This window comes from Variovorax sp. LG9.2, assembly GCF_035018885.1.
GTDB lineage: Bacteria > Pseudomonadota > Gammaproteobacteria > Burkholderiales > Burkholderiaceae_C > Variovorax.
On the sequence record NZ_JASJXB010000019.1, the window covers coordinates 39,783 to 66,264 of the forward strand.

The following is a 26,482-nucleotide window of genomic DNA, read 5'->3' on the forward strand; positions in this document are numbered from 1 at the left end:
CTAACGCTTCGGCTTCAGCGAAACGATCAGCGACGGAAAGATCCGCCCGTCGTTGTCGCGCGGCAAACGATCCGTCTTGCGCAGGCCGCGTTCGGCGGCTTCGTCCCAACTCGGCAAGCCACTCGACTTGCTGAGCTTGACGTTGACGATGGTGCCGTCAGGCGCCAGGCTCACTTCGAACTCGGCGGCTGGATTGCCGTTGACGGTGTCAGCGTCGGGAAAGGTCACGTTGGGGCGCACTGCGGCGGCGATGCGTGCGCCGTAGCCGCCGGAAGGGCCTGACGCCTTCAGCGCCGTGCCCTGCGAGCCCTCGGCACCGGTGGCGCCAGCCATGCCTTGCATGTGTTTCAAGTTGGCAGCGCGATCGGCAGCGGCCTGCTTGGCAGCGTCGGCCTGCTTCGCTTCGGCCGCAGCAGCCTTCTGCGCTTCTGCCTTCTTGGCCTCGATGGCTTTTTGCGCGTCGGCCTTTTTGGCGTCGGCCAGCTTTTGCTGCTGCTCCAGCTTGCGGTCGGCCTCGTCCTCGGCGCGCTGCTTGGCGTCAAGGTCTTTCTTCTCTTGCGCTTTCTTCGCGGCCTGCTGTTGTTGCTGTTGCTGCTGCGCCTTCAGCTTGTCTTGCCGCTCTTCTTCCCGCTCGCGCTCCTTCTGTTCTTTCAGCTTCTTCTCGCGTTCGAGCGCGATGTCGGGTGCGCGTGGCACCGGCGTCGGGTCGGGCCTGACTTGCGGTGCAGGTGCAGGCGGTGGAGGAGGAGGTGGCGGCGGTGCCGGGGTAGGTGGAGGCGTCGGCGTCGGCGGTGTCACCGGCGTCGGCGGAGCGGAGAGCCGCGGCGCCGCTTGTTGCACGGTCGACGACCACAGTTCCGCTTCGACCGCATCGTCCTCGGCTTCACGTTTCCAGTGCACCCCCCAGGTCAGCGCCGCGATCAGCAGCGCATGCGCGATGAGCGCCAAGATGACGGCGCGCGGGGTGCCGCGCTGCGGCGGCGGTGCGAACTCGGGACGATCGGCAGCGAGCGACATGCGCTTACTTGCCCCTGGCCGGCGCCGCGCCGGTGCCGGTGGTCGTGACCGACAGGCCGACGCGCTCGATGCCGATCTTCTTCAGCTCGTTCATGGCGCGGACCACGGTGTCGTACTTGACCGTCTTGTCGGCGCTGATCACGACCGGCCGCTGGTCGTCGCCGCCTTGCGCTGCCTTGGCGGCCGCGCCGATCTGCGTCATGGGCAACGAAGTTCCGCCGGTGCCGGTCGACGGGTCTTTCTTGATCTGCACTTCGTCGTCGCTCTTGATGACGATCTCGATCGGCTTGTCGGGCTGCTTGTTGGCGCGGTCGACCGTCGGCAGGTTGATGACGCTGGGGGTGATGAGCGGCGCGGTCACCATGAAGATGATCAGCAGCACCAGCATCACGTCGATGAACGGGACCATGTTGATCTCGTTGATGGTGCGGCGTCCGCGGCCGCGTGACGATACGGCAGCCATGCTCAGCGCCCTGCAGTGGCCGAGACCGCGGCGGTCGCCGGATTGACGTTGGCCGACAGGTTGCGCTGCAGGATGTTCGAGAACTCCTCGATGTACGTCTCGAGAGCGATGGCGATCTTGTCGATCTCGCGTGCGAAGCGGTTGTAGCTCACGACGGCCGGGATGGCGGCGAAGAGGCCGATCGCGGTCGCGACCAGTGCTTCTGCGATGCCGGGTGCCACGGTGGCCAACGTCACCTGCGTGAGCGCAGCCAGCCCGGTGAAGGCATGCATGATTCCCCACACCGTGCCGAAGAGCCCGACGTAGGGGGAGACCGAGCCGACCGTCGCGAGGAACGACAGGTTTTGTTCGGCCGCATCGAGTTCACGCTGAAAGCTGGCCCGCATCGCGCGGCGGGCGCCGTCGAGCAGCGTGCCGGCATCGGTCACATGGCGCTCCCGCAGCTTCTGGTACTCGCGCATGCCGGAGGCAAAGATGCGCTCCATCGGCCCTGCCAGTTTCGCGTTTTGCGCGGCCGAGGCAAAGAGCTCGTTCAGGCTGGTGCCCGACCAGAACTCGCGTTCGAACTCGTCGTTCAGCGCGCGCATGCGCTTCAGCGCAAAGAACTTGCGGAAGATGGCGGCCCAGCTGGAGATCGAAACGATCACGAGCAGCAGCACGACCAGTTGCACCACGAAACTCGCGTGGATAAGGAGGTTGATGATCGACAGGTCTTGGTTCATGGCTTGGATGGTTCTTCAATGGAGCCGATGGAGTGCTCGAGGGTTCCCGAAACGTGTGCCGGAATGCGCGCGGGGCGCAATGTGGCGGCGTCCACCCAGCCGATGCGGATCGTGCCTTCGCAGAGCAAAAGTCCTTGCTCTGATTTTGATAGCACGCGCTGGCCGATTATCAAGGACGCCGAGCCCATCTGCCGCGCTTCGGCTGTAACCAGCAGTTCATCGTCGAGGCGGGCGGGGCGATGGTATTTCAACGTGGTTTCACTGACGACGAACTGGCCGCCGGTTTCTTCGCGCAAGGCATGCTGCGAGATGCCGAGCGAACGCAGCCATTCGGTGCGCGCGCGTTCCATGAACTTCAGGTAGTTGGCATAGAACACGATGCCGCCCGCATCGGTGTCTTCCCAATACACCCGAATCGGAAACGCGAAGCTCATCGGGCCAGTGCCTTCAGTCGTTGGACGGCTTCCTGCAGATGTTCCATCGAACTCGCTGTAGAGAAGCGCACGAAGCGGCTGGTCTCTGCGGTCCCGAAATCGCGGCCTGGCGTCACCGCCACGTGCGCCCGCTTCATGGTCTCGAAAGCGAAATCCCAGCTGCCGTCGATGCCCAGCTTTTGCGCGAACGAGGTGCAATCGGCCCAGGCGTAGAAAGCGCCGTCGGGCATCACCGGCACGGTCAGCCCGAGCGCGTCGAGCTGCGGAATGAACCAGTCACGGCGCGCCTTGAATTCCGCCCGGCGGCGCTCGTACTCGGCGATGCTTTCGGCTTCGAAGCAGGCCAGCGCTGCGTACTGCGATACCGTGCTGGCGCAGATGAAAAGGTTTTGCGCGAGCCGCTCGATCACCGGCACCAGCGCATCGGGCACCACCAGCCAGCCGAGCCGCCAGCCGGTCATGTTGAAGTACTTGCTGAAGCTGTTGATGCTGATGACCTGGTCGTCGATGGCGAGCGCGGTCTGGCCGAATTTCGCGTCGTAAGACAAGCCGAGATAGATCTCGTCGATCAGCGTGATGCCGCCGCGCCGTGTCACTACCTCGTGAATGCGGCGCAGCTCGTCGGGAGCGATCGAGGTGCCCGTCGGGTTCGACGGCGACGCGAGCAATACACCGCGCGTCTTGTCGGTCCAGTGGGATTCGACCTTGTCGGCAGTGAGCTGAAAACGCTCGGTCGCCGTGGTTGGCACCAGTACGGCTTGGCCGTCGGCTGCGCTGACGAAATGGCGGTTGCACGGATAGCTGGGGTCGGGCAGCAGGATCTCGTCGCCCGCCTCGATCAACGCCAGGCAAGCCAGCTGCAGCGCCGCCGAAGCGCCGGCCGTCACGACGATACGGCGCGCCGGTACATCGACGCCGAAGCGCTCTGTGTACCAGCCGCTGATGCGCTCGCGCAGTGCATCGAGGCCGGTCGCTTGCGTGTATTGCGTGGTGCCGTCGTGGATGGCGCGAGCGGCCGCTTCCTGCACCAGCGGCGGTGCGGTGAAGTCCGGCTCGCCGATGTTCAGGAAAATCATCGGCCGATCGGTGTGCGCGACTTCGCGGGCAAGGGCAGACGCGGCCTTTGCCACCTCCATGACGTAGAACGGCTCGATGCGCTCGGCGCGCGACGAAATCTTCATCTCTTTACTTGGCCTTGCCGGTCAGCCGGTCTGCTTCGACTTCGGCACTGCGAAGCTGTGGCGCCAAGCCATTGAGCACGGCGTTGACGTATTTGTGGCCGTCGGTGCCGCCGAATTCCTTGGTCAGTTCTATGCATTCGTTCAGCACCACGCGCCAGGGCACGTCGAGGCAATTCTGAAACTCGTAAACGCCGATCCACATGACTGCATGTTCGATCGGCGAGATGCGTTCAATTTCGCGGTCGAGCAAGGGAAGAATCAGCACGTCGAGTTGTGCCGCGCCCTCGATGCAACCGTGCAACAGCGCGTCGTAGTGCGCCGAGTCGGCCTTGTGAAAGCCGGCCAGATCGCGTGTGAAAGCGTCGATGTCGGCCGCATCGTTCTTGCCCACGATGTACTGGTAGAGGGCCTGCAAGGCGAACTCGCGCGCACGGCTTCGGCTCGACTTGGCCGAAGCTTTGCGAACGCCCGTGGCGGTGAGGCCGGTGCGAATTTGTTTGGGCGGGCCGGTCTTGGCGATCGCGTCTTTGGTGGTGTCTTCGGTCATGAAAGTGTGGCTAGCAGTTGCGCCATTTCGACGGCGACACGGGCCGCATCGCGACCTTTGTCGGTCTGGCGGGCCACGGCTTGTGCGAGGTCTTCGGTGGTGAGAATGGCGTTGGCGATGGGCAGGCGGTAGTCGAGCGCGACGCGGCTCACGCTGGCGCCCGACTCGTTGGCGACCAGCTCGAAGTGGTATGTCTCGCCGCGGATGATGCAGCCGAGTGCGACCAGCGCGTGATAACCACCGCGCTCGGCCAGCGCCTGCAGTGCAATCGGCACTTCGAGTGCGCCGGGCACTTGCACATGGTCGATGTCTTTTGCGGCGACGCCGAGCGCTTCGAGTTCGGCGAGGCAAGCCTGCGCGAGCGCGTCGGTAACGTCCGCATTGAAGCGCGCCTGCACGATGCCGATGCGCAAGCCGGTGCCTTCGAGCGGGGTCCCCGCTCCTTTGTTCGAACCTTGCATGTCGTCAGTCTTTCGAGATGTAGCCCGCAATTTCCAGGCCGTAGCCGGCGGCCATGCTCGGCATGCGGCGTGGCGTGCCGAGCAGGTTCATTTTGCGGACGCCGCATTCGCGCAGGATCTGCGCGCCGATGCCGTAGCTGCGCAAGTCCATGCGGCCGCGCTCGGGCGCTTGCGCCGGGCGCGCGGTGCCGTCGAACTGGGCCAGCAAGTCAGCGCCGGATTCACCGCAGTTCAAGAGCACGGCCACGCCTTTGCCTTCGGCAGCGATGTGCGAAAGGCTCGAGTCAAGGCCCCATGAATGCAGCGAGCGGTTGACCTCGAGTGCGTCGAGCACCGAGAGCGGCTCGTGCACGCGCACGTCGACGGTATCTTCCGGCGACCAGCTTCCGCGGACCAGCGCCAGATGCACGCCGCCGCTGGGCTTGTCGGTGAAAGCGTGTGCGGTGAACACACCCCAAGCCGTCTGGATTTCGCGAACACCTACCTTTTTGACAAGCGATTCGGTGCGGCTGCGGTGCTCGATCAAGGCGGCAATGGTGCCGATCTTGATACCGTGCTCCGCTGCGAACAGTTGCAGGTCGGGCAGGCGCGCCATCGTGCCGTCTTCGTTCATGACTTCGCAGATGACCGAAGCGGGCGAGCAGCCGGCCATCGCTGCCAGATCGCAGCCGGCTTCGGTGTGCCCCGCGCGCATGAGCACACCGCCATCCACCGCCTGGAGCGGAAAGATGTGGCCCGGTTGCACCAGGTCTGCCGCCACCGCTTTGCGCGCAACGGCCGCCTGCACGGTGCGGGCGCGGTCGGCGGCCGAGATGCCGGTTGTCACGCCTTCGGCCGCTTCGATCGACACGGTGAACGCGGTCGAGTGCTTGGCGCCGTTGCGCGACACCATCGGCGGCAGTTGCAGGCGTTCGCACATCTCGCGCGACAGTGTCAGGCAGATCAAGCCGCGAGCGTGGCGCGCCATGAAATTGATCGACTCCGCCGTGATGTGGTCGGCCGCGATGACGATGTCGCCTTCGTTCTCGCGATCTTCTTCATCGACCAGTATCACCATGCGGCCGGCACGCAGGTCTTCGACGATTTCTTCGATGGGCGAGATTGGCGCGGTGACGCGACCGCTGCGCGAAGCGGTGATCGGCGATACAGACGAAATCGACGTGACGGAGGCGTTCATGGCTTGTCTTTCTTGTTCTGGATGGAGAGGGCGCCCGCTTGCAGCATGCGCTCGACGTAGCGGGCGACGGTGTCGACCTCGAGGTTGACGTTGCTGCCGGCGCGCAAGGTGCCTAGCCCAGTGTTCTCGACCGTGTGCGGTATCAGGTTGATGCTGATCTCGCTGCCGTCCGGAACGTCTTCGAGAACAAGATCGGTCACTGTGTTGACGGTCAGGCTGACACCGTTGACGGTGATCGAGCCTTTGTACGCAAGGAAGCGTGCGAGTGCTTGCGGCGCGACGATTCGGAGTTCCCAGCTTTCGCCGATCTCCGCGAAGTAGCTCACCCTGCCGATGCCATCGACGTGGCCTGAGACGATGTGGCCGCCCAGCCGGTCGTTGGCCCGCAAGGCTTTTTCGAGGTTGACGGCGCCGTCGGGCACGGAAAGACCGGCGGTCTTGTCGAGAGATTCAGCGGAAATATCGATGCTGAACTGCAGTTGCGCCGCGTCGAGCGACGTGACGGTCATGCAGGCGCCGTTGAGCGCGATGCTGTCGCCGAGGCCCACGTCGTCCAGGTAACCTGGAGGCGTCGCAATGCTGAGCCGCTTGCCGTGGGATGAAGAGCTTCCGAGGTCGTGGACTGCGGCGATGCGCCCCACGCCGGTGATGATTCCGGTGAACATTCGTGGATTTTCGCAGAACGCGCGGCCTGCGTTCGCCGGATGCGCAAGAACGGCGCCAAAAGGGCCGCCGAAAGGACGCTAGAACGCGTCTTTGCCGGTCACTCGCGCGACGATCCGGAGGTCGGGGCCAATCAACTCCACCGAGCGGAATTCCAGAGGCAATGCGCCCGTCAGCGACGTCAGCGAACCGCCGGCATGGGTGTGGCTGGCCATACCGAAGCCGCTGCCGACGAACTTGGGCGCGAGATAGACCACAAATTCGTCGACAAGGCCTTCTCGGATAAGCGAGCCGTTGAGCTTGTGGCCGGCCTCGACGTGCAGTTCGTTGACTTCGCGCATCGCGAGGTCTTTCAGCAGGGCAGCGAGATCGACTTTGCCCTGCGCGTTCGGCAGGCACGTGATGGTGGCACCGCGCGCTTCCAGTGCCGCTGCCTTGGCTTCATCACGGGCCGCAGCGTAGATCCACACATGACGTGCAGCTTTAAAAATATGTGCGTGGGGCGGCGTCTGAAGATGGCTGTCGACCACGACCAGCGGAGGCTGACGTTCTGTGTCGACCAGCCGTACGTCGAGATGCGGGTTGTCCTCGAGCACGGTGCCCACACCCGTCAGCATCGCGCCAGAACGCGCCCGCCAGGCGTGACCGTCGGTGCGCGCAGGTGGGGAGGTGATCCATTGGCTGGTCCCGTTTTCGAGCGCCGTCTTGCCGTCGAGCGACGCGGCGACTTTGACGCGAACCCACGGTGATTTGCGGATCATTCGGCTGAAGAAACCGATGTTGAGTTCACGGGATTCGGAGGCACCCGGCCCGACTTCGACATCGATGCCGGCGGCGCGAAGTTTGGCGAATCCCTGTCCGGCCACCAGCGGATTCGGGTCGGCCAGCGAAGCGACGACTTTGCCGATGCCGGCGGCGATGAGTGCGTCGCTGCAGGGGCCTGTTCGGCCGTGGTGGGAGCAGGGCTCCAGCGTTACATAGGCTGTGGCGCCCCGGACAGCATGACCTTTGGAGGCAGCGTCGCGCAGCGCCATGACTTCGGCATGCGGACCGCCGGTGCGCTGCGTTCGACCGACGCCGATCACCTCGCCGGTCGGCGACACGATCACGCAGCCGACGGCGGGATTGGGCGGAACGGCCCATAGCGCGGCGCGTGCCGATGACAAGGCGAGTTGCATGGGCGCTGCCGTGTTTGCCAAGCGCGTTGCGGCAAGGGGGACGGCAGCGGGGTCGAATGAGGCGGTCAACGTTGGGTCAGTGTCGAGTGAGTGACGAATCAGCAGCGCGCCACACTAACCGATGAGTAAACGACGGTCAGCGAGTCCAGCAGTCGGCAATCAAGTCGGCGCTGCCAGCGGCCGCAGCCGAAGTGATGCCGCGAACACTCGACTGGTCCAGCGTGAACGTCCCGCATTTGTCGTCTGACTGCGCGCCCGAGGGCACTGCAATCAGAGTGTAGGCGGAGTCGGTGGCTGTCTTGAGCGACACGGCGTACCGCCTGCCGGGAACGGTTGTCAGCGACAAGGGCAACGGCGTCACGTCCGCACCGTTCTTTGGTGTCGTCGCGGGATAGACGCCGTTGGCCGTCGCCACGCGTTCCATCCACTGTGCTGCTTGGAGCAGCCCGGCGCGCGCTTCGGCCCGATGACCGCGGCGTACATATTCCTGGTAACTGGGCAGCGCGAGAGCGGTGAGGATGCCAATGACCGTGACGACGGTCAGCACTTCGACCAGACTGAAGCCGCGATGCCTAGTGCGTTGTTTTGCACTCATTGCATTTGCCGCCACGACGGGCGCAGTGCGGTGCGGCCGAGCAATTTGCGATCGGCGCAGATCTGACCAGCCGCACAGATGGCCTTTTCTGTGTTGGTCGCGCTGTCCCTGATGCTGGACCGGACGCCGGTTTCGCTTCGCGAAGCAGTTCCCGTCGCGCTTGTTGCGCCGCCCGCGCCGGCAGAGGCGTAGATATCGGACTTTGGCGCGCTGCCGTTGATGGCGTTGATCGTCGTCAGAAAGTGCCGTGCACCTGTGATGCTGGGGGAGCAGCTTTCACGTGTGATGTCTTCACCGGCCGCGGGCAGCGTGCTTGCCACGTCGATCAATTGGCCGTCGAACCACGTTGGATTGCCGAGCACACGTTCACCCGGCGGCAGTTCGAGGTACCAGCCACGTTTGGCGGGCGAGCCGGCGTAGTCGACAGGGTTGGACGACACCGCCCAAAGCGGGATGGTGTGGCCGGATGCCGATCCGGCGACCGCCGTGGCCGTGGCGGCAGCGGAGCTGATGGTCTGCTGCACCAGCGCACCGCGACCGCCGGCGAGGGCGCTGCCGCCAGTCAGGATGAGCTTGCCGGCGCTGCGCGTCACCGCGGTGCTGTCGTACACGCCGTAAACCGTTTGCAGTGAGGTGTCGGTTCTGTCGGCGTCAGTCAGATTGGCACCGGTGCCGAAGACGACCATCACTCCGCCTTTCGGATGCGGCAACCACACTGGCGCACTGGTGATGGGCTGCGGCCGTCCGGGCACGACTCCCGCTGCTGCGGAAGTCGCCGAGTAGAGCGGCGCGCCGTTGAAAGCGGTCTTCCATTCAGATGGCGCGTGGGCGCTGAGGTCGAACTTCCAGAGGTTGCCGTGAAGATCGCCCGCATAGGCCACATCGGACACGCTGTCGCCGTTCAGATCGACGAGCCGAGGGGCTGAAAGGCCGTTGCCTGTCAGCCCGCTTGCAGCGGTTGCATGGATTTTTCTCAACTCGCGAGCGCCGTCGAGGTACTGGATCATCAGCACGGCGTTCTCGCGCGTGCTGTTGTAGCCGTTGCCTGTGACCAGTGCCCAGCGGCCGTCGTTGAGCTGAGTGATTTGACGTGTGACTCCGGTGTCTCCTTGCTCGCGAACGGGTTCGCTGAAGATGTGGCCGATGTCCGCGTCGACGGCGGAGGCGGAGGTGGAGGTGGAGGTGGATGCGGTCTGGTCCAGTACGACGATGTTTCCGGCATTGCCTGCGACAAACGCGCCAGGGTCGGTCACGTCGAGTACGAAGTAGCCTTTGCCGCCCGCGCCCATGAAGCCCGCCAGATAGGTCTTCCAGCTTCCGCCGACGTAGAGATCGCCGGCTAAAGGTGAGCCGTCGACGAAGTAGCGATGGGCGTAGCCGGGCTGGGTCAGCTGCGACAGCCCGGCATAGGATGCCAGCGGTACGTAAGCGATCTTCTCTTTGCCGTCGACGGCCGAAAAGCCGTGCAGCATGCCGTCGTTGGCGCCGACGTAGAGCATCGATGGCCGCGTCGTGCTGGCTGCCCTGAATGCGGCATAACCGTACGCCGTGTAGCCTGCGCCCGCCTTGCCGGCCACGTACCAGGGCTTGGAGTTCACGACATCGCCATGACGCGAATCGCGGTTACGAAAGTTGCCGCCGTTCGATTGCTCGTCGTCGCGAAAGCCGCGCACGAAGGCGAGGCGTTCCTTGCCCAGGCCGTCGATCGTGGCGTTCGATGTGTCGAGCGTGCGTTGCTGTGCGGTTGCAAGTGCGCTCCAGACGAACGAGATACCGTTAACGGCGGTGCTGTCGCCGGCCGCCGGCGGGCGCCTTGCAGACATAACAACGCGGGCGCTCGGCGAGAAGGCCACGTCATCCATCAACGTCGAGGTGGAAATGGGCTTCGCAGCGCTTGTTGCCGTGGCCGGTAACATCCCCCAGAGGCCTTGGGCCGACGCGACACCCGTGCCGGCGACCAGCTTGTGCGCAGTGATGGCGCCGCTCCAACTGGCCGGGTCGTAGGAAGAGGTGAACACTGCGGCATCGAGCCTCGTGGAACTGGCGCTGACAGACACCGAACTAATGGGCGAGGACTTGTCGGCGGCAATCGAATCGAGGATGTCCTTGAACGACCCGGCAAGCGAACTCGCGGTCGGCGCCGGCACGAACTTGCCACGGCCGTTGAGCGCCATGTGCCAGAGCTCTGGCATTCGCGTGGTCTCGTCTCCGTCTATGGCATCGGTCCATTGGGTGCGCCCGGCAATCAGTGCCGTGTAATCGCCGCCGGTCCATGCGTCCGTGCCGAACTTCGGCGTGGCGCTGGTGGCGTTCCAGTTGGCGGCTGCATTGAAACCGACCGTGTAGGTCGTCATGTGCTGCCAGGTCGCCGGATCGTTGCGCGGGTTCCAGAATTCCTGAACCGTTCTGCTCGATCCCTCGCTGGTGAAGGTCTGGTCGCCTTTTTGGGTGATCTTCGCAGGGACATCGTTGGCGAGAGACGGTTGAAGATCGGTCGCCCAATAGTGGAAGGCGAGGTCGGAGAGCGTCGGCAACGTGCTCGTGCCGAAGCGGTCGCGGTAAATCGCCGTGCTGTCGCTTTCAACGTCGTACACCGTCTTTCCATCACCTAACGTTCCGGTCGTCCCATCCCTGTTGCCGATCGATCGCGCAGCGGTGCTGTCGGCTGCATCCCATGATGTCGTGTCGTTCCAGCCGCCGTCGGTCATGAAGAGGTTGTAAGACTTGCGGCAGCTCAACATCGGTTGTTGCGTGCTTCCGGGGACGCTGGCCCAGGGGCTGTCGACACCTGGCGCCGACTTCAGATATTGGCCGGCGTTGAACAACATGCGGTGTGAGGGCGTCGCCCCCTGCGGCGCCAATGTGTCGACCCACTGCTGGAAGCGGACTCGCTGCGTTGCATCGAGCACTTTCATCGCGTTCTGGTTCTTGCAGTCACCGCCGGCAGGGATCGTGTAGCAGCCGGTCATCGCTTGCCATGCAAGGCGGATCGAACCGTCCGGCACGTTGGCGGCAGAGAACGTGTCTTTCAGTGCGCTGCGCAGGGTCGCCATGCCCGACACATTCATGCTGCGAGAGTCGTCGACCGACACGATGACGTTGGGTGCGGGCTGTCGGTACGCCGTCCCGGCCGGCGACATGCTCAACGACAGTGGCGCGGCTTCGATGTCCGCGCTGAAGAGGGCGAACGCCATGGCGAGCAAGGCGAAGATGGCGAGGCTCAGCGCTGGCCGCGCGAGCATTGGATTCGTTTTCATGGTGACTCCCCTGATTTCCTCGCCAGGCACGAATGTCCGCCCCGACTCACGAACTGACTTTTTTCCAGACAAAAACCGACTGCACAACTGCCTGGGTGCCCGGCTTAAGCCCCTGTGCCACAGCGGTGATGCGATAGATGTTGGGCCGCGTGCTGTCGGGCGCGAAGGTCTGGGCTGGGCCGGCGGTGACCGCCGAGGCGGTGTCGTAGGGCAGCACTTCGACCCAATACCAGGCTTTGGCGCCAGCACCGGCGTTCGCCCTCAGCAATGGATTCCCGACCTCGCCGGCCTGCGCGCCTGTGTACCGGCCGTAGGTCGCTGCCGAGGCCTTCATGGCGCTCAGTGCCGTCGCCGTCGCCCAGAATTCCGCGGCTACGTTGGTCGCCGTGCAGATGCCGGCAACGCATGAGGGAGTCTTCGTGACCAACGCGGCGTCCAGATCTTGAAAGTCGTTAGCACTCTCAGGGTAGAAGGCCTGACCTTGGCTCGGATCGATGACGGGAGACCGGCAAAAGGAGCCAGTGCACGCGGACCCGTCGGGCTTCTGCCCCTGAATATCGAACTCGGCATCGCGCACCATAGACTGAGCAGCTTCGAGCGCACGCTGGTAGTCGCTGTCGGTACCCGTAAGCAGTTCGTTGAACAGGGCGGTACGCGATGACCAAAGTACCAGCAGCATCGACAGCAGCAACACCACCATCACGACAAACAGTGCGATGCCCTGCTGGCGCAAGCGTGGCGTGCCCATCAGGTGCCCTGTGTCCGCAAGTCGAAGACATTGCGAAAGACCAGATGCAGTCGCCCGTTCCTCGGCGACTCCACGCCTTGGCAGTTGGCATAGCTGCCGACATTGGGTTGCCCGGCCTCATCGCCTTGCAAGTCGAGACATATTTCGATCGATTTAACGGAGCGCCAGAGCCCGGCGGCATCGACTTGTTTAGCGGTCATGCGTTGCGTGGTGCTGGCCGCGGAAAGGATGCGATACCAAACCTGAAAGTCGGCGACGTTGCCGATCAGGGCCTGATTCTTGGCGCCGCTTTTGCACTTGAGTTCGTGCGCTTCGCCGTCGACCCAAAACGTGCTGTCGATGCGGGCACCGTTTGCCTTCTCGCCGAGACAATCGCGCGGACGTGTGTCGGGGTTGCCATCGAGCGGCTCGTTGCTGGTCGATACGGTGTCGGCGCTGTCCCCGGCGCCATCGGCACCAGTCACCACGCTTGAATTCCCACCGAAGCCGATGAAGGTGTCCTTGAAGCTGTAGAGCGAGTTGACCGAATCCTTGATGGGCGCGACCGACCCGGCCTGACGAATCTGAATGCCCACGACACGCAGCGCGTAGGAGCCTTGCTGCTGCAATTGGCTCAGATCGCCGACAGTGCCTGACGCGGTTCTTGAGACGATCAATGTGCCGATCGCGGCCGCGACGACCATCAGGCCGAGCGTCAAACCGACGAGCAACTCGATCAGGGAGGCGCCGCTTTGAGCCCGACGACCTCGGGCAGATGGAAATTCAAGGCTGCACATAGACGAGATGGCAGATGAGTCCCTCGGGACAAGCGACACCCGCAGCATCTACTTTCAGATCGAACGGCGAGACACCATCGCCCGTCCGCTCGTTCGCGCGCCAACCCACCATTACACCCAGCTGACGTCGGTCGGCAGCGGCAACCGATTCATCGGTGAAGACTTTGGCTTGTCCCAGTGGCAAGGTGCGGGCGATCGTTTTTCGCCACTGGGCGATGTCCGATCGGGCCAGCTCTGCCGGGCTGCATGCGTTGACATCGCAGGCATCCGACGCAGCGATGGGTGTCGCGTCCCATGGGCTTGCGTATGCGCCAATGCGGAGCTGGCCGAAGCCGTCCGGGTTGGCCTTGATGCGCTCTGCCAGATCCTCGATGGCGCGAACGGCCTGGGCCCGGTGCACGCTGGTCTGCGTTTCGGCCAAGGTGCGGATCTGGACGGTGAGCAGCCCAAGGCTGCCGATCGCCAGAATCGTCGTCGCGACCAGCGATTCGATGAGCGAGACGCCGCTTTGTCGTTTCAGGCCTGGCATGAGGACACCCCTTTGCGTGTTGCCAAACGACCGCCGCTGCTCATGCACAGCGCCGTTGTACTGGCAGCCGATGTGTTGCCAGAGGGCCGCACGATAAAGCCGAACGCGCCGGCACCGCTGAACTGTCCCCAGCGGTCGACAGAGGCCAGCGCGTTGTGCAAAGTGAAGGTGATGGAGACGCCCGTCGCAGCGGGCGCGGTCTGAATCGTTTCTTCACCCGGGTCGATGAGCTTGTTGCCGTTCGAGTCCACAAAGACGAACCAGCCGCAATCCCACTGCTCGATTTGAGTCGCGCCGCTGCAATTCGCTGCGCCAGCCTTGCGAAGCACGACGCCGCCACCGCGCTTGATGCCTTCCGCGCGCGCCAGGTAGATGGTGGAGACGAGGTCTTCGGTAGCGCGTCGGACGCGGTAGTTTTCGATAACGGTACGGAAGCTCGGCGCGGCGAGCGCGGCCAGTATTCCGACGATCGACACGACAACCATCAACTCGATGGCCGTGAAGCCAGAGACGAGGTGAGTCGACTTTGACGAATAGGCGGTGAGTAAGGATATGCGTCGCATAGGGCCCGCATGCTACGGGCCGTTACACGAAAGAAGGAGGCAAAAATGCCTCGCCGGTCGATCTAGATGGACGATCGGACTGCTTCGATGCAGATGCGACCTTTTAGAATCTTTGCAAACTCGAATTGACGAAGTTGGCAGAAGAAAACGACGTTTGGTAACGTCGATTCGCTACTGATGCGCTACTAAATGTCGCGCAGCAACTGCCTGAATTCATCCACGTCTTCGAAGCTCCGATACACCGACGCGAAGCGGACGTAAGCAACCTTGTCGAGCCGCTTGAGTTCGCGCATGACCAGTTCGCCGACCTTTGCCGAGTCGATCTCCCGCAACCCGCTGGACAGCAGCTTTTGCTCGATGCGCATAAGGGCGCTGTCGATTTGCTCGATGCTCACTGGTCGCTTGCGCAGCGCCAACACCATCGACGCACGAACCTTGCGCGAATCGAAGTCGGCACGGCTGCCGTCTTTTTTGACGACCGCAGGAAAGTTGACCTCCGGCCGCTCGTAGGTGGTGAAGCGCTTGTCGCAGTCGGCGCACTGACGGCGCCTGCGCACAAAGTCCGCATCTTCTGAAACACGGGTCTCGACGACCTGCGTTTCGAGGTGACCGCAAAAAGGGCATTTCATGCGGTCACCGTGCGCATGTTCAGCTGTAGACCGGGAAGCGGCTGGTCAACGCATGCACCTTGACGCGTACCGCGTCGATGTTCGCTTCATCGCGTGGGTTTTCGAGCACGTCGGCGATCAGATGGGCTGTCTGGCGCGCCTCTTCGTCCTTGAAGCCGCGCGTCGTCATGGCCGGTGTGCCGATGCGAACGCCGCTGGTCACCATGGGCTTTTCAGGGTCGTTGGGAATGGCGTTCTTATTGATCGTCATATGCGCGCTGCCGAGTACCGCTTCGGCTTCCTTGCCGGTGATCCCCTTGGCGCGCAGGTCGACCAGCATGACGTGGCTTTCGGTGCGGCCGCTCACGATGCGCAAGCCGCGTTCGGTCAGCGTTTCGGCGACGATCTGCGCATTTTTCACGACCTGCTGCTGGTAAGCCTTGAACTCAGGCGTCATGGCTTCCTTGAAGGCAACGGCCTTGGCTGCGATCACGTGCATCAGTGGACCGCCTTGCAAGCCAGGAAAGATTGCGCTGTTGATGGCTTTTTCATGCTGCGACTTCATCAAGATGATGCCGCCGCGCGGGCCGCGCAGGCTTTTGTGCGTCGTCGAGGTAACGACATCCGCGAAGGGGACCGGGTTGGGGTACACGCCCGCTGCGACCAGACCGGCGTAGTGCGCGATGTCGACCATGAAGATCGCACCGATGTCTTTCGCCACCTTGGCGAAGCGCTCGAAATCGATGCGCAGCGAATACGCCGAGGCGCCGGCAATGATGAGCTTGGGCAGATGCTCACGCGCCTTGCGCTCCATGGCGTCGTAGTCGATCTCTTCCTTGGCGTCGAGCCCATAGCTCACCACGTTGAACCACTTGCCGCTGATGTTGAGCGGCATGCCGTGCGTCAGGTGACCGCCTTCGGCCAGACTCATGCCCATGATGGTGTCGCCCGGCTTCAAAAAGGCCAGCATCACGGCTTCGTTGGCAGAGGCGCCGCAATGGGGCTGAACATTGGCAGCGTCGGCGCCAAAAATCTGCTTGATACGGTCGATGGCCAATTGTTCGGCGATGTCCACGAACTCGCAGCCGCCGTAGTAGCGCTTGCCAGGATAGCCTTCAGCGTACTTGTTGGTGAGCTGTGAGCCTTGCGCCTGCATGACGGCAGGTGAAGCGTAGTTTTCGCTCGCGATCAGCTCGATGTGCTGTTCCTGGCGAGCGTTCTCGGCCTGGATAGCAGCCCAGATTTCAGGATCGGTCTGTTCGACCAGAATATTGCGCGGGTACATGGCAGTCCTTTGAAGACGATGTCCTTGTTCTTCAACCAAACAAGGGCTGCCCAGGCGAACGGCTGAACACCTGCTGAAGGCCGCAGGCGGTACGCTTCCCAGTGGTATTCCACGTCAGCGCGAGACCCCGAAGCGGGGTGCGCCTATCGCCAGTCGCGTACCGCGCGAGTGTAGCCGACGATGAAAGATTCAGCGGCAGGAGCGCCGCATCGCCTACAAATCGCCCAGCAAGGCCAGCTTGTCTGCAGCTGCTTCAGCGGGTTTTGCCAAGGGAGCCGGGGTTGGTGTCGCTTGTGCACGCAAGGCTGGTGTGGGTGCGGTCGTTGTCGGTGGTGAGCGCCCGTCGGCGACCTGACGCAGCCGTCCGTGCTCGGCCAAGACCTTGCCAGCATAGCCGCCGTCGTCTTCTAGGTTGGCCGCGCCCACGTAATAACGCAAGCCGCCTTCGAGCGAACCGGCGCGCGCGATGCATTCCTGCAGCACCTTGACGCCGACACGCATGTTGGTCACCGGATCGAACGCCGTCAGCGTGCCGCCGGCGCTCTCGTACTTATCGCCGTGCACCCGCGTCATGACCTGCATCAGACCTTGAGCGCCAACCTGGCTCTGCGCAAACGGGTTGAAGCTGGACTCGACGGCCATGATCGCTAGGATCAAAGTCGGATCGAGCTTGCTTCGCTTGCCGAGGTCATAGGCCTCGGCGACGAGTGCGCTCAAGGGCTCTGCTGCAACGCGGTATTTCTTGCTGAGCCAGTAAGCCACTGCGGCTTGCTGCTTGGGCAAGTCGAGCGGACTGGTCGCCGTCGTGCGCTCGATCGCGGTGGGATCGAGATCGCTCACGAGGACTTCAGGCACGGCGGGCACGGGCTTGCGCGACTGGAGCCAGCTCATGAGCTGCTCTTCGCCTTGTTCACGCAAGTCGGGCCGCGCTACCAGGGCTATGGCCGCAAACACTATGGCCAGTCCTACCAACGCAAAACCGTTGTGGGTCATCTCGAAAAAACCGTCGGCCACGTCGGACACGAATGTCCTGAATCCTTGGGCTGTGGCTTCGAATGCCAGTTTCATCGCTCTTCCTTTCTGTGCGGCGCCTGCTGGCGGTTCACCCCGAGGGGCGGAGAACCGGTACAAAAGGCGAAATCGCTGGATTGGTACAAATCAGGCCCGCGCGAGGAGGAGGGAGCGCGGGCGCCTGATCAAGCCGAGAAGTTCGGCGGCGGATTTCATGGAGGCCCGGGCGCTTGGCATCACGGGAGAAGCGGATTCTAGGAGTGGCTAAATACACGGTCAAGAATAACACCTAGGTATGTTATTCTAAAATCAGTCTAACAAAGCGTGGTAAGTAAATCCAAAGTATTGTTGCTAATAGCGGTTTGCAAGAAATTGAAAATGCGACTTGCATTGACTGGGGGCAAGGTCTAATCTGCAAAAGCCAGTTAATTTTGGCATCGCCAAAGTCCAGTGACCAAAGAACAATTCGGCGGTCCAGCGATAGAGGCACTCTTGGTGGCAATCTCTTGCCGCCAGCTTGGTCGGAACGATTGAACTTCCGGTCGAGCGAAAAGATGGCATGAGCCTCGTGCCCGCCATCGAGCCCGGTAGCAAGACACCATGTCCCGCTACCGGGCTTTCTTGCTTCTGGAATGGCAATGGGAACGACAAAGCCTTTGCGGCACACTCACTTCAAATGAATGCTGCATCGCTAAGACAAAATAAGTGGGTGCGACGCGGGATCGTCGCTTTGGCATCGCTACTCGGCCTTTGGCTCGTCGCCTGGTTGGCGGTGCCGCCGATTGCGAAAAGCCAGATTCAAAAGATCGCCAGTGAAAAGCTGGGTCGAAAAGTAACTGTCGGAAAAATAGATTTCAAGCCGTGGACGCTGGAACTGACAGTCGACGATCTGAGCATCGCCACTGCTGACGGTAGCCAGCCGCAGTTCCACGTGGCTCGGCTGTACGCCGACGCGGAACTCCAGTCAGTCTTGAGGTTGGCACCGGTGATCGACGCCGTCCGCGTCGAGTCGCCGGTCGTCAAGCTGACCCACCTGGCCGACGGTAGATACGACATCGACGACATCCTCGCCAAACTCGCAAGTGTCCCTGCGGCGCCCAAGAGCGACCCGCCGCGCTTCGCTATCTACAACATTGCGATTTCCGGCGGCTCGGTCGACTTCGACGACCAGACGGTCAAGCGCACGCACACATTGCGCGACTTGGTGCTCAACGTCCCATTTCTGAGCAATCTGGCTTCCAAGCGGGAGATCAAGACCGAGCCCAAGCTCGCGTTCGTGCTAAACGGCAGCGAGTTCGATTCGACCGCGTTCAGCACGCCGTTCGCAGACAACCGCAAGACCGACGCGCAGCTCCAGTTCAAGGGACTCGATCTGGCGCCGTACCTTGGATACATCCCCGCCGGCTCGCCGGTCAAGCTGCAAGCCGGCACGCTCGATGCCGACCTCAAGATCGACTTCGAGCAGACCGCCACGGCCGGGCTCAAGCTGAGCGGCACGATCGAAGCGCACGGTACGAAGCTGGCCGATGGCAAGGGACGCGACTTGCTCGGCTTCGACTCGCTCAAAGTCGAACTCGCCGATGTGCGACCGCTGGACCGTATCGTGCATCTGGGCGAGGTGTCGCTCACCGCACCGCGTCTGGTGGTGGCGCGCGATGCGTCAGGCCACCTCAATCTTCTGGCGACCGACCCTGCGACCGGTGCGACGGAGAAGGTCGTGCCTCCGGTAGCGGTTGCCAGCGCCGCAGCCAGCACCAACGCGCCGGCACCGGGCTGGAAGGTGCAAGTCGACAAGGTTGCGCTGAACGGCGGCAATGTCGGTTGGCGCGACGCCACCACGCAGCCAGCCGCCGCGATTGATGCCAGCGAGTTGGCCCTGCAGGCGACCGCGGTGACGTGGCCGATGGCGACGGCGGCACCCTTCAGCGGTTCGATGACGTTGGCCGGCGCGCACCTCAAGTTCAAGGGCGATGCCACCGACAAGACCGCCACCGTGCAGGCGGATGTGGAGGCGTTGCCGCTTTCGCTGGCAGCACCGTACCTCGCGCAAAGCCTCGAGCCAACGGTGGACGGCAAGCTGAGCGGGCAGATCGACGTGGCGTGGACCAAACCGGAACTCAAGTTCAAGGCGGTTCGTCTGGCGCTCGACGGTCTGGCACTGACGCAAGGTAAAGCAGCAGTCGCCAGCGTCGGGCGCTTCGAGTTGACCGATGCCGAAGTCGACATGACGAAGCACACGCTCGCCATCGCATCCTTCACCGCGACCAACCCCAAGGTGGTGGTCGAGCGCGACAACGAAAAGCGCTGGATGTTCGAGCGCTGGTTGAAAGCGCCGGCGGCATCCAACAAGGAAGCGGACGTAGCCAAAGTGGCGGCGCCCAAGCCGGTCGACGCATCGGCCAAGCGCGGAACGCCGGCGGCCGACGCCACGCCCTGGGCGCTGACCATCGCCACCCTGGCGGTCGACAACGGAGCAGTGTCTTATTCAGACAAGGCCGGCAGCACGCCGGTGGCCATCGAACTGACTGCTCTCAAAGTGAGCGCCCAGAAGATCGCACCCAATACCGCGACCGTGTCGCCGCTTGAGGTTTCGGGGCACATCGCGGTGGCCGGCAGTCGCGCCGACGCGGGCCGCTTCGACTACAAGGGCAATCTCGTGCTGAAGCCGCTTTCGGCCGAAGGGCGCGTCGAAGTGGCGGCCTTCCCCGCGCACGCCTTCAAGGCGTACTACGCCAACGCGCTCAACGTCGACATCCGGCGTGCTTATGCGAGCTACAGTGGCACGGTGAAATACGCCGCGGCGCCGGCCGGCATGAGCTTGAAGCTGGCAGGCGACAGCGCACTCGAAGACTTTCGCGCCAACAGTGCGAGCCTGACGCAGACACCTGGCATCGACCGCACCAATCAGTTGCTCAGTTGGAAAGCCTTGAGCCTGCGCGGGCTCCAGGTGACGATGGCGCCCGGTGCGGCGCTGGGTGTCGATGTGCGTGAAACCACGCTGACCGACTTTTTTGCGCGCGTCATCGTGGACCCGACAGGCCGCATCAATTTGCAGGATCTCGCCAAATCGCCGGAGCAGGTCGCCTCGGGCTCGGCAACGCCGAACGGGGCAGCTGTCGCGCCGGCTGCGGCCACGCCAGCGACGCCAGGCACAGCAGCCGCTCCAGCCGCGGCGGTCACGACACGGAAACCCGGTGGTGGCACGACGACCACAGCGGTGCGTCCCGCCACGTCGTCCGGCCGGACGATCTCGGCCGAAGAGAGGGTCGGTGGCGATCCGGTTGCTGCGGCGCCGAAGGCGGCCGCCTCAACGCCTCAGGTGAGCGACGCGTCGACTGGCCCCAAGCCGATCATCCGTTTCGGCCCGATGAGCCTGATCAACGGCAAGGTCGACTTCACCGACCAGTTCGTCAAGCCGAACTACTCGGCCGACCTGACCGAACTCACCGGCAAACTCAGCGCCTTTTCGTCACAGCCGGAAACCGGCGCAGGTGAAACTCCCGCGCTGGCCGACCTGGAGCTTCGCGGCAAGGCCGAGCAGACGGCATCCCTCGAAATCGTCGGCAAACTCAATCCGTTAGCCAAGCCGCTCGAACTCGACATCACCGGAAAGATGCGCGACCTCGACCTGCCGCCGCTGTCGCCGTACTCCGTGCGCTACGCCGGCCACAACATCGAGCGCGGCAAGCTGAGCCTCGAGGTCAACTACAAGATCGCGCCCGATGGCCGACTCACCGCGACCAACAACATGTTGTTGAACCAACTGCAGTTCGGCGAGGAAGTGCAAGGCGCGCCGAACAGCCTTCCGGTGCGGCTCGCGGTCGCGCTGCTGGCTGACCGCAATGGCGTCATCAATGTCGATTTGCCGTTGTCGGGCTCCATCAACGACCCGCAGTTCAGCGTGGGACCGCTGATCTGGAAGGCGCTGGTCAATCTGATCGTCAAGGCGGTCACGTCGCCGTTCAGCCTGCTCACCGGCGGCCTGGGCGGCGGCAGCGGTGAGTCGAGCACCATCACGTTCGACGCCGGCAGCTCGGCGCTCTCGGACAGTGCGAGACAGGGCCTGGACAAGGTGGCCAAGGCGCTGACGGACCGGCCGGGCTTGCAGATGACCGTGGTGGGCACATCGAGCCTCGACAAAGAAGCCGAAGCGTTCAAGCGTCAGCGCCTGCGGCAACTGGCCCAGGCTGAAAAGCGCCGCGGGGCGGCGCGCGCCGTTGCGAATACGGGTGCGAGCACGGTGACGGATGCGGCCGGCGCAGACACCGCGGCGGACTCGGCGGCTGCCGTACCCCCCGTGACGGATGCCGAATACCCCGCGCTGCTCACCGCGGTATACAAGCGCGCCGACATCACCAAGCCGCGCAACATGGTCGGTCTTGCAAAAGATCTGCCGCTCAAAGAGATGGAAGACCTGCTGATGGCCAGCGTCACCGCCGACGAAGAAACGATGCGCAAGCTCGCCGTCGAGCGTGGTGCGGTGGTGCGTGACTACCTGCTGGAACAGAAGGTGCCGAGCGATCGGCTCTTCCTCGGCGCGGTGCGAACGCGGGCTGCAGACGCCAACTGGAAGCCCGGCGCAGAGCTCAATCTGGCGACCCGGTAGACCCCTCATCGCCAAGTCGGTGAAAATGCGATGTGCGCCGGCCTTTGCCGGCGCCTTTGCTTATCCAATTCAACAAGACAAAACGTTCTTCGCGCAGTGACTTCAACTTCTTCCAAGCCCCACGATCTTCAGGCCCTCGACAACCTCACCGGCGGCGCTTTCACGGCGTCCACCTCTGGCGAGAGAGCGGGCCGCATCCGTGACTGGCTCGCGGGCAATCCCTCGACCGAGCAAATGCAGGAGGTGTTCAAGGAACTGAGCGGTCGCGACAAAGGCGCGGCCCGCTTGCTGCGCGAAAAGCTCGACGAACTCAAACGCGCCAAGGGCCAGGAAGCCATCGGCGCCGAATGGGCGCAGAAGGCGCAGGCGCTGTTGGCGCAGCCCAAACTCAACATCGCCGATGCGCTGGCCTGGCAACGCGACGCGGCCAAGGCCGGCGCGCCCTTGTCTCGCGAGCCGCTCACTGGCTTTAAGAGCCAATTGGCCGAGCGCGTGAAGGGCATTGAAGACTTACAGCACCGCGCCCAGGTGCACCGTGAAGCGGCCGTGCTGCTGGCGCAGCGCTTCGAAGTGCTGTCGACCAAATCATGGAACGACGCGCAGGCAGCAGAAGAAGGCCTCCGCGGTGACGTCGTCCACTGGAAAGAGCAGGCCGATGCAATTGCCGCCGACGGCAACTGGAACAGTCTCGACGCGCGCTTTGCACCGCAACTCGATGCCTCGAAGGCCCAGTTGCTCGTCGTCTCCGATGCTTTTCATAGCGCACTGATGCAGGCACAGGCTGCAGCCGCGGATGCTGCAGCACCGCTGCCGCCAGTCTTGGTGTGGGCAGATGAGCTGCGCGCCGCACGCGGCGAAGCCATCGCTCCCAAGGCAGCGCCGGCAAAGGCTGCAGCGCCGAAGGTCGATCCCTCCGTGCGTGCCGCAGCGCAAGAAGCCGTTCTGGCTGCGCTGGTCAAGCTCGAACAGGAAACTGCAGAAGGACATGGCAAAGCCAGCGCCGGCGCCGCCGCCGCCTTGCGCATCGTGCTGAAGCAACACGGCAAGCAGGTCGAATCCGAGCTGGAAGCACGAGTGCACACCGCCCTGGTGGCTGCGGGCGAACTCGAAGGCTGGCAGCGCTGGAGCGCCGACAAGGTTCGCGAAGACCTGGTCGCTCGGGCGGAAGGTTTGCTGAAGCGCCCCGAAGGCCAGGCCCTGGGTGGCCGCAAGATGCAGGAGACCCTGCGCACATTGCGCGACCAGTGGAAGCAGGCCGACCAGGGTGGCGTGCCGAATCACGGGTTGTGGAAGCGATTCGACGAAGCGTGCAACGAAGCGCACAAGGTGGTGGAAGCCTGGCTCGACAAGGTGCGCGCGGATGCCGCGGAACACCGTGCCCAGCGCATCGCGTTGATCCACGAAGTCAAGGGATGGGCAGAGGCGCATGCCGACGCATCGGACTTGAAGGCGCACAGCCGCGCGCTTCACCAGTTCGCTGACCGTTGGCGCGATGCCGGCCATATCGGCGAGAAAGTGTTTGCCGAACTGCAACCGCTCTGGAACGCAGCGTTCGACGCAGCGCGTGCACCGTTCGAGTCGGCTCAAAAAGAGAGTGTCGATCGGCGTCAAGCCATGATTGCCGAAGCCACCGAACTCGGCGGACAGCCGATGTTGCGCATCGACGCGGTCAAGGCGCTGCAGCAGCGCTGGCAGGCCGAAGCGCAAACCGTACCGCTCGATCGTCGTCATGAACAAAAGCTGTGGGATGCGTTCCGCGCACCGATCGACGACGCTTTCAATCGCAAGACGGCAGAGCGCGAAAAAGCCTCCTCGGCCATGAGCGACCACGACCGCTACGTGCTCGACGCGTCGAAGGCGCTCGATGCTGCCAACGCCGCCGGCGAAGTCCAGAAGATCCGCGCTGCGATTGCTCGCCTCGAGGGGGCGATTCGCGGTGAAGCGCCGCCGCCAGCCCCGCCACCGGCACCCGTGCGACCGGCGCCTGCCGCAATCCATGCGGCGCCGATCGAGGGACCAGACGGCCCCAATGTCGGTGCGACCGAACAGATCGGCGTCGAACAGGCTGCGTCGGAATTCGGCGAGAGCACGCAGCTCAGCACGCCGCCGGCCGATGCTGCGCTCGAAGGCGGCCGCGAGGTCGCTGCCGAGGCGCAAAGTGAAGTGCCGGAGGTTGCGACTGCGCCTGCTGGCCCGCGCGACCTGATCGCACCCGCCGACAGTTCGGACGCCTCCTCGCGCGCCGACAACGAAGTGCGTGCGGAAGAAGTTGCGGAGGAATCAGCGTCGGTCGAGCCAGTCGAGCCCGCCGCACCGCCCAAGCCTGCCCCCAAGCCCGTGGTGGCAGCACGCCGCGGCGACGATCGCCCCGGCAGCAAGCGAGGCGATGTCGCGCCTGCTCCGCGCGGCGGTGGCAAGTTCGGCGACCGCCGCGACTCACGTGGCCCCGGCGGCCCCGGTGGTTCGAACGATCGTGGACCGCGCTCGGGCGATGCCCGTGGCGGCGATCGCTTTGGCGACCGCGCTCCTCGCTTCGAAGACCGGGGTCCGCGTCTCGGCGATGCCGCATTCCGCGCGCAACGCGAGGCGCTCGAACGCGCCGACATGGCGCTGCGCAAACTTGCAGCACAAGCGCACGGCGAGGCGTTGTCGCAAGTGATGAGCGCATGGGAAAAGCGCGACGCGTCGCAGCTGCCCTCGGTGCAGGAACTGGGTCGGGCTGTGTCGCCAGCGGTGCGAACTGCCTGGTCGCAGTCGTTGGCTGGCGCGCCTGCAGCCAAGGCAGATGAAGCGTCCGAAGCTTTGCTGCGTCTCGAGATGGCGGCGGAGGTTCCGACGCCAGCCGATCAGCTCGATGCACGCCGCGCACTGCAACTCAAGTTGCTCACCAAGCGTGGCGATCCTGCCCCGGCGCAAACCTGGGGTCTGGACGCAAGCAAGGTGCTGGCAATGCCGCACGATGCTGCAGCCGCCCGTCGTTTGCAGAACGCGTTGAAGGCGCTGCTGCGCAAGTAACGGTCAGCCGAGGTCAGGCCCGATCGGCCTGACCGGCTAAGAAAAATTCATCGAACAGCGCGAGCAACGTCGGAAACTCTTCGGCGAAGCGAACCCTGTTCACGAAGTACGCCTCGCACGCGACCGCGAAGAACTCGCTGATCGACTCGGCCCCGTATGCGTCGAGCCACGGCGGCGCGCCTCCGAATCGCTCGGCGACGATGGTCTGTTCTCGAAAGACTTCATAAGCCGACTGAAGCGCGCCGAGCCATGCGCCTCGCGCCTCCCGCGCGTTAGCTGTCCCGGCAAAGCCCGCAGGCAGCGGCGGACAGCCGTCTGCAACGCCGCTGCGCATATCGATCTTGTGTGCGAACTCGTGAATGACGACGTTGTAGCCGGTGTCGCTGGTAATGCTGCTGGCGAGCACGTCTTGCCAACTGAGCATCACCGGGCCGCGGTCCATGGCTTCCCCTGCGACCACTTCTTCGTATTCGTGAACCACACCGGCCATGTCGGTGGTCGTGCGCTGTGCGACCACTTCAGACGGGTGCACCACAACGCCGACGAAGTCGTCGTACCAGGTTAGTCCGCCCTTCAGGTGCAGCAACGGCAAGACGGCCTGAGCGGCAATGGCAAGCACGACTTCGTCGGTGATCGCAAAGCCGTGCGCACCGTGAAATTCCTTCTCGCTCAAGAAGCCAGCAGTGAGCGTGCGCAAGCTGTCTCGCTCGGCGTCGGAAAGGTCGTTCAAAAATGGATAGCGCGCCAGCGTGCCCTGCCATGCAGCGTCGGGAATGGAGGGAAGGGCGCGAAGACGGCGCAACCAGCGAAACATCAGAGGTCAACGCCGATCAGCGCAGATCAACGCGCTGAGCGCCCGCGATCGACAGGCAGAGCACTTGCGCGCGAGGCGGGTGCGCTGAGGCATCCCAGTCGCTCAAAACGACACGACGCAGTCCATCGCCAAGATCGTGCTCTGCCGGCCGATGGGTGTGACCATGAACCAGCGTGCGGGCATGAGCCTGCCGCAGCCAGTCGCGTGCGGCAGTGGCATCGACATCGGCCCACACCACGTCAGGTCCACGCTTATGGTCTTCGCTCTGCGCGCGCATCGATCTCGCCAGCGCGCGGCGTTCAGCCAGCGGTTTGGCCAGCACTGCACTTTGCCATTCCGGCTTCCGTACCTGTGCGCGATACGCAAGGTAGTCAGTGTCGTCGAGGCAAAGCAAATCGCCATGACTCAAAAGCCAGCGTTCGTCGTGGAGCACCAGCACCGTGGGATCTTCGAGCAAGATGAAGTTCGCCTGTGCTGCCAGCCCGGCGCCGACCAAAAAGTCGCGGTTGCCATGCATGAAATACACCGGCAAGCGCTCGGCGGTAAGGCGCAGCAGTTCGGCGCACTCTGCCTCGAAGCCGGGCTGCGTCGCAGCATCGTCGCCGACCCAGACTTCGAACAGGTCGCCGAGGATGAACAGTGCGTCAGCCGACGTGGTCTGCAGGTACCCGCGCCACACTTCGAGCGTTGCGGCATCTCCAGCCTGCAGGTGCAGGTCGGAGATGAGGTCGACGGTCCGCCATCCGACGGGCGCGATGATTTCGGGGAACGTCGACGAGGAGCTCAATGGGTTCATGCGATCGCCGCCCAACGCATCGTGCCGCTTGCTCCG

At 63.7% G+C, this 26,482-nt stretch carries 23 protein-coding genes and 1 riboswitch; of the genes, 2 read left to right on the forward strand and 21 right to left on the reverse strand.

Annotated elements, in window-relative coordinates; genetic code table 11:
• From tolA to QN413_RS18455, 19 genes are all read right to left on the reverse strand, one after another.
• On the reverse strand, positions 1-1,017 hold the full coding sequence (gene tolA, locus QN413_RS18365) for a cell envelope integrity protein TolA (protein ID WP_323498008.1): 1,017 nt from the start codon (positions 1,015-1,017) through the stop codon (positions 1-3).
• Positions 1,018-1,021: 4 nt separating this feature from the next.
• Complete coding sequence (locus QN413_RS18370) at positions 1,022-1,480, reverse strand: biopolymer transporter ExbD (RefSeq protein WP_187052382.1); 459 nt, start codon at positions 1,478-1,480, stop codon at positions 1,022-1,024.
• A gap of 2 nt (positions 1,481-1,482) precedes the next feature.
• Positions 1,483-2,202, reverse strand: a complete 720-nt coding sequence (tolQ, locus tag QN413_RS18375) for a protein TolQ (RefSeq protein WP_187052381.1) — start codon at positions 2,200-2,202, stop codon at positions 1,483-1,485.
• The gene (ybgC, locus tag QN413_RS18380; protein ID WP_323498009.1) at positions 2,199-2,636 is read right to left on the reverse strand and encodes a tol-pal system-associated acyl-CoA thioesterase; all 438 of its coding nucleotides are present in this window, start codon (positions 2,634-2,636) and stop codon (positions 2,199-2,201) included. Before ybgC ends, tolQ begins: the two co-directional genes overlap by 4 nt.
• Positions 2,633-3,817, reverse strand: coding sequence for a pyridoxal phosphate-dependent aminotransferase (locus tag QN413_RS18385; protein WP_323498010.1), 1,185 nt, complete (start codon positions 3,815-3,817; stop codon positions 2,633-2,635). Before QN413_RS18385 ends, ybgC begins: the two co-directional genes overlap by 4 nt.
• 4 nt (positions 3,818-3,821) lie before the next feature.
• Positions 3,822-4,364 carry a transcription antitermination factor NusB gene (gene nusB, locus QN413_RS18390; RefSeq protein ID WP_323498011.1) on the reverse strand — a complete coding sequence of 181 codons (543 nt, stop codon included), beginning with the start codon at positions 4,362-4,364 and terminating at the stop codon, positions 3,822-3,824.
• The gene (gene ribH, locus QN413_RS18395) at positions 4,361-4,825 is read right to left on the reverse strand and encodes a 6,7-dimethyl-8-ribityllumazine synthase (protein ID WP_323498012.1); all 465 of its coding nucleotides are present in this window, start codon (positions 4,823-4,825) and stop codon (positions 4,361-4,363) included. Before ribH ends, nusB begins: the two co-directional genes overlap by 4 nt.
• Before the next feature lie 4 nt (positions 4,826-4,829).
• Complete coding sequence (gene ribBA, locus QN413_RS18400; protein WP_323498013.1) at positions 4,830-6,002, reverse strand: bifunctional 3,4-dihydroxy-2-butanone-4-phosphate synthase/GTP cyclohydrolase II; 1,173 nt, start codon at positions 6,000-6,002, stop codon at positions 4,830-4,832.
• Positions 5,999-6,667 (reverse strand): riboflavin synthase, encoded by a 669-nt coding sequence (locus QN413_RS18405; RefSeq protein ID WP_323498014.1) that lies wholly within the window; start codon positions 6,665-6,667, stop codon positions 5,999-6,001. The genes ribBA and QN413_RS18405 overlap by 4 nt, the downstream gene beginning before the upstream one ends.
• Positions 6,668-6,745: 78 nt before the next feature.
• On the reverse strand, positions 6,746-7,843 hold the full coding sequence (ribD, locus tag QN413_RS18410; RefSeq protein ID WP_323498015.1) for a bifunctional diaminohydroxyphosphoribosylaminopyrimidine deaminase/5-amino-6-(5-phosphoribosylamino)uracil reductase RibD: 1,098 nt from the start codon (positions 7,841-7,843) through the stop codon (positions 6,746-6,748).
• Positions 7,844-7,979: 136 nt separating this feature from the next.
• The gene (locus tag QN413_RS18415) at positions 7,980-8,438 is read right to left on the reverse strand and encodes a type IV pilin protein (RefSeq protein WP_323498016.1); all 459 of its coding nucleotides are present in this window, start codon (positions 8,436-8,438) and stop codon (positions 7,980-7,982) included.
• Entirely contained in the window at positions 8,435-11,695 is a 3,261-nt protein-coding gene (locus tag QN413_RS18420; RefSeq protein ID WP_323498017.1) for a pilus assembly protein, read from the reverse strand. Before QN413_RS18420 ends, QN413_RS18415 begins: the two co-directional genes overlap by 4 nt.
• Before the next feature lie 46 nt (positions 11,696-11,741).
• On the reverse strand, positions 11,742-12,443 hold the full coding sequence (locus QN413_RS18425; protein WP_323498018.1) for a pilus assembly protein: 702 nt from the start codon (positions 12,441-12,443) through the stop codon (positions 11,742-11,744).
• Positions 12,443-13,153: a hypothetical protein gene (locus tag QN413_RS18430; RefSeq protein WP_323498019.1), complete on the reverse strand. Its 711-nt coding sequence runs from the start codon at positions 13,151-13,153 to the stop codon at positions 12,443-12,445. Before QN413_RS18430 ends, QN413_RS18425 begins: the two co-directional genes overlap by 1 nt.
• A 52-nt stretch (positions 13,154-13,205) precedes the next feature.
• Positions 13,206-13,748, reverse strand: a complete 543-nt coding sequence (gene pilV / locus QN413_RS18435) for a type IV pilus modification protein PilV (protein ID WP_323498020.1) — start codon at positions 13,746-13,748, stop codon at positions 13,206-13,208.
• Positions 13,736-14,311, reverse strand: a complete 576-nt coding sequence (locus tag QN413_RS18440; RefSeq protein ID WP_323498021.1) for a GspH/FimT family pseudopilin — start codon at positions 14,309-14,311, stop codon at positions 13,736-13,738. The genes pilV and QN413_RS18440 overlap by 13 nt, the downstream gene beginning before the upstream one ends.
• Before the next feature lie 185 nt (positions 14,312-14,496).
• Positions 14,497-14,940: a transcriptional regulator NrdR gene (gene nrdR / locus QN413_RS18445; protein WP_187052367.1), complete on the reverse strand. Its 444-nt coding sequence runs from the start codon at positions 14,938-14,940 to the stop codon at positions 14,497-14,499.
• A 19-nt stretch (positions 14,941-14,959) separates the two neighbouring features.
• Positions 14,960-16,204 (reverse strand): serine hydroxymethyltransferase, encoded by a 1,245-nt coding sequence (gene glyA / locus QN413_RS18450; RefSeq protein WP_323498023.1) that lies wholly within the window; start codon positions 16,202-16,204, stop codon positions 14,960-14,962.
• A gap of 41 nt (positions 16,205-16,245) precedes the next feature.
• Positions 16,246-16,371: riboswitch (ZMP/ZTP riboswitch) on the reverse strand.
• 46 nt (positions 16,372-16,417) lie between these two features.
• Entirely contained in the window at positions 16,418-17,272 is an 855-nt protein-coding gene (locus tag QN413_RS18455) for a lytic transglycosylase domain-containing protein (RefSeq protein WP_323498024.1), read from the reverse strand.
• A 619-nt stretch (positions 17,273-17,891) separates the two neighbouring features.
• On the opposite strand from QN413_RS18455, the gene QN413_RS18460 reads away from it, so the two are divergent.
• Both QN413_RS18460 and QN413_RS18465 read left to right on the forward strand, forming a co-directional pair.
• Positions 17,892-21,821: a DUF748 domain-containing protein gene (locus QN413_RS18460; RefSeq protein ID WP_323498025.1), complete on the forward strand. Its 3,930-nt coding sequence runs from the start codon at positions 17,892-17,894 to the stop codon at positions 21,819-21,821.
• A 96-nt stretch (positions 21,822-21,917) separates the two neighbouring features.
• Positions 21,918-24,836 (forward strand): DUF349 domain-containing protein, encoded by a 2,919-nt coding sequence (locus tag QN413_RS18465; protein WP_323498026.1) that lies wholly within the window; start codon positions 21,918-21,920, stop codon positions 24,834-24,836.
• A gap of 13 nt (positions 24,837-24,849) precedes the next feature.
• On the opposite strand, the gene QN413_RS18470 is transcribed toward QN413_RS18465, so the two are convergent.
• Entirely contained in the window at positions 24,850-25,650 is an 801-nt protein-coding gene (locus QN413_RS18470) for a M90 family metallopeptidase (RefSeq protein WP_323498027.1), read from the reverse strand.
• A gap of 16 nt (positions 25,651-25,666) precedes the next feature.
• Positions 25,667-26,446: a UDP-2,3-diacylglucosamine diphosphatase gene (locus QN413_RS18475; protein ID WP_323498028.1), complete on the reverse strand. Its 780-nt coding sequence runs from the start codon at positions 26,444-26,446 to the stop codon at positions 25,667-25,669.
• Between the last annotated feature and the right edge of the window lie 36 nt (positions 26,447-26,482).